This is a genomic window from Mitsuaria sp. TWR114 (assembly GCF_007997345.1).
The window spans coordinates 1-3,706 of sequence record NZ_VOSR01000621.1 but is presented as its reverse complement, the minus strand read 5'-3'; the positions used below and the strand labels follow the sequence as shown (position 1 = coordinate 3,706).

The following is a 3,706-nucleotide window of genomic DNA, read 5'->3' as shown; positions in this document are numbered from 1 at the left end:
GCTGCCCGACGCGACGCCGGAGCAGCCGTGGATCCGCTGGCCGGCCGGCTGGCTGTCGGGCCTGGGCACGCCCTGGAACACGCTGGCGCCGGACGGCGTCATCGCCATCAGCGCGCAGGGCTTCGTCTTCGAGGGGCGCGGGGCCGCGGTCAACGTGAGCGGCGTGGCCCAGGTCGAGCTGCGCGACTTCTCCTCGCGTCTGGCGCAGGTGGCGCCGCTGGGCAGCTACCGGATGGGGCTGGTGGGCGGCGGGCAGACGCCGCAGCTGATCCTCACGACGATCCAGGGCCCGCTGCAACTGAGCGGCCAGGGCAGCCTGGGCGCGAAGCGGGCGCAGTTCCGGGGCGAGGCGACGGCCGCCCCGGGCAGCGAGGCCGCCTTGGCCAATTTGTTGAACATCATCGGGCGCCGCGAGGGCGCGCGCTCGATCATCTCGGTGGGATGAGCATGAACAAGCACATGATGCGACCGACGGCGCTGGGCATGGCGATCAGCCTGATCGCGGGCAGCCTGCCCCTGCAGGCCGGCGCACAGTCGAATCAGCAGCAGAACCGCCGACAGCCGGCCGTGCGCGCGAGCACGCCGGTCACGCTGAACTTCGTCAACACCGACATCGAGGCCGTCTCGCGCGCGATGTCCGCCGCGCTGGGCAAGCCGATCCTGGTCGATCCCCGGGTCAAGGGCACGATGACGCTGACCGCCGAGCAGCCGGTGCCGGTGCAGGAGGCCTACCTGAGCTACCTGGCGGCGCTGCGCGGCATGGGCTTCTCGATGGTCGAGTCCGGCGGGCTGCTCAAGCTCGTGCCCGAGGCCGAGGCCAAGCTGCAGACCGGCGCGGTGACCATCGCCGGCGAGTCGCGCGCCCGCGGCGACCAGGTCATGACGCAGATCTTCAAGCTCAACCACGAGAACGCCAACAACCTCGTGGCGGTGCTGCGTCCGCTGATCACGCCCAACAACACGATCAACGCCAACCCGGGCAACAACAGCCTGGTGATCACCGATTACGCCGAGAACCTGCAGCGCATCAGCCGCATCGTCGCGGCGCTGGACCAGCCCTCCAACACCGACATCGAGGTGATCCCGCTGCGCAACGCGGTGGCCTCGGACATCGTGCAGCTGGTGCAGCGGCTCTCCGACGGCGTCGGCGGCGCGCAGGGCGTGGTGACGCCGCAGGGCGCGGCCGGCGGCGGCAGCAGCAGCGTCATGGCCGATCCGCGCAGCAACGCGCTGATCGTGCGCGCGTCCAACCCGGCCAAGCTGATGCAGCTGCGCGCGATGATCGCCAAGCTCGACCAGCCCAGCACCGACACCGGCGGCAGCATCCGGGTGATCTACCTGAAGAACGCCGACGCGGTGCGCCTGGCCACGGTGCTGCGCGCGGCCTACACGAACAATGCCGGCCCGGGCGCGGGCGGCGGATCGAACAGCAACTCGGGCAGTGGCACCGGCAGCTTCGCCGGTGCGCAGACCGGCAGCGCCGGCACCAGCGGCGGCTTCGCGGGCAACAGCTCGTCCTTCGGCGGCAGCTCGACGAGCTCCGGCAGCAGCGGCTCCTCGGGCAGCGGCAGCGCGTCGACGCAGGTCAGCCAGACGGCGCAGGTCAACACCGGCGGCTTCGTGCAGGCGGACCCGGCGACCAACTCGCTGATCATCACGGCGCCCGAGCCGATGTACCGCCAGATCCGCGCCGTCGTCGAGCAGCTCGACACGCGCCGCGCGCAGATCTACGTCGAGGCGCTGATCGTCAAGGTCGACGCCTCCAAGGCCGGCCAGTTCGGCGTGCAGTTCCAGCAGCTCTTCGGCGAAGGCGCGATCGGCACCAACTTCGGCGCCGGCTACGCCAACATCCTCAACCTGACCGCGGCCACCGCCGGCGGCACCTCGGGCGTCAGCACCGCGATCCAGAGCGGCCAGATCCCGACCGGCCTGAACGTGGGCATCATCAAGAAGGTCGGCAGCCTCTACACGCTGGGCGCCATCGCCAACGTGCTGGGGTCGGTCAGCGGCACCAACGTGCTGTCGACGCCGTCGATGATCGTCCAGGACAACGAGGAAGCCGACCTGCTGATCGGTAGCAACGTGCCGGTGCTGACCGGCAACTCGACGACCACCTCGGGCACCACCACCAGTCCCTTCCAGACCTTCGAGCGCCGCGACGTCGGCCTGCGGCTGAAGGTGCGCGCGACCGTCGGCGAGAACGGCACGGTGCGCATGAAGGTCTACCAGGAGAATTCCAGCGTCGTCGCCTCGGCCAACTCGGCCACCCAGGGCCCGACCTTCGACAAGAGCGCGGTGGAGACCTCGGTGACGCTGGAGGACGGCCAGGTGCTGGTGCTGGGCGGCCTGCTCAAGGACGAGTACGTCGACGGCGAGGACAAGGTGCCGGGCCTGGGCGACATCCCGCTGCTGGGCAACCTGTTCAAGAACCAGACCCGCAAGCGGACCAAGTCCAACCAGATGATCTTCCTGCGGCCGGTGCTGCTGCGCACGCCGGAGAGCGCGCTGGCGCTGACGATGGACCGCTACGACGCGATCCGCGCCTACCAGCAGGAGTCGCAGCCCAAGGCGTCCATGGTGCTGCCCGACACCGGCGCGCCGATCCTGCCGGAGAAGCCGGCCTCGGCGCCGGGATCGACGCCGCCGGCCCAGCTGCCGCTGCCGGTCTATCCGGCCTCGTCGCCGGTGCCGGGCCCGGCCGCGCCGGCCAGCGCGCCGCAGGGCCGCTGAGCCGGGAGCCGCCATGGCCAGCCGCCATCCCCTTCCCTACGCCGTCGCGAAGTCGCAGCAGGTGCTGCTCGAGGACGACGGCCAGCAGCGCACCCTGTGGGCCACGCCGGCGCTGTCGCTGCCGGTGCTGTCGGAACTGCAGCGCGTGTACGCGCCCTCGCGCATCGAATGCCTGAGCGTGGCCGAGCTGTCGCAGCGCGTCCAGGCGGCCTACGCGGGCGGCGAGGACAGCGCCGCGCTGGTGGTGGGCGAGGTCGAGAGCGCCGTCGACCTGTCGCGCCTGATGCAGGACCTGCCGGCGGTCGAGGACCTGCTCGAGACCGCCGACGACGCGCCCATCATCCGCATGCTCAATGCGCTGCTGACGCAGGCCGCCAACAACGGCGCCAGCGACATCCACATCGAGCCCTACGAGCGCGAGAGCTCGGTGCGCTTCCGCGTCGACGGCACGCTGCGCGAGGTGGTGCGCCCGAACCGCGCGCTGCATGCGGCGCTGATCTCGCGGCTGAAGATCATGGCGGAGCTCGACATCGCCGAGAAGCGCCTGCCGCAGGACGGCCGCATCTCGCTGCGCATCGGCGGCCGCGCGATCGACGTGCGGGTGAGCACGCTGCCGTCGGCGCACGGCGAGCGCGCGGTGCTGCGCCTGCTGGACAAGTCGGAGTCGCGCTTCACGCTGGCGGCGCTGGGCATGGACGGCGAGCGGCTGGAGCGCTTCCAGCGCCTGGCGCAGCAGCCGCACGGCATCGTGCTCGTCACCGGCCCGACGGGCTCGGGCAAGACGACGACGCTGTACGCGGCGCTGCAGACGGTGGACACCTCGACGACCAACGTGCTGACCGTCGAGGACCCGATCGAATACGAGTTGCCCGGCATCGGCCAGACGCAGGTCAACGCGCGCATCGACCTGACCTTCGCCAAGGCGCTGCGGGCCATCCTGCGCCAGGACCCGGACGTGATCATGATCGGCGAGATC

3 protein-coding genes are annotated in these 3,706 nt (G+C 71.0%); all 3 read left to right on the top strand.

The features are described 5' to 3' along the window. The coding region (gene gspN / locus FUT87_RS20885; RefSeq protein WP_186830668.1) for a type II secretion system protein N at window positions 1–445 on the top strand (445 nt) is incomplete at its 5' end. A gap of 2 nt (window positions 446–447) precedes the next feature. Then, complete coding sequence (gene gspD / locus FUT87_RS20880) at window positions 448–2,730, top strand: type II secretion system secretin GspD (RefSeq protein WP_255511952.1); 2,283 nt, start codon at window positions 448–450, stop codon at window positions 2,728–2,730. A gap of 13 nt (window positions 2,731–2,743) precedes the next feature. Continuing rightward, the coding region (locus tag FUT87_RS20875; RefSeq protein WP_147242259.1) for a GspE/PulE family protein at window positions 2,744–3,706 on the top strand (963 nt) is incomplete at its 3' end.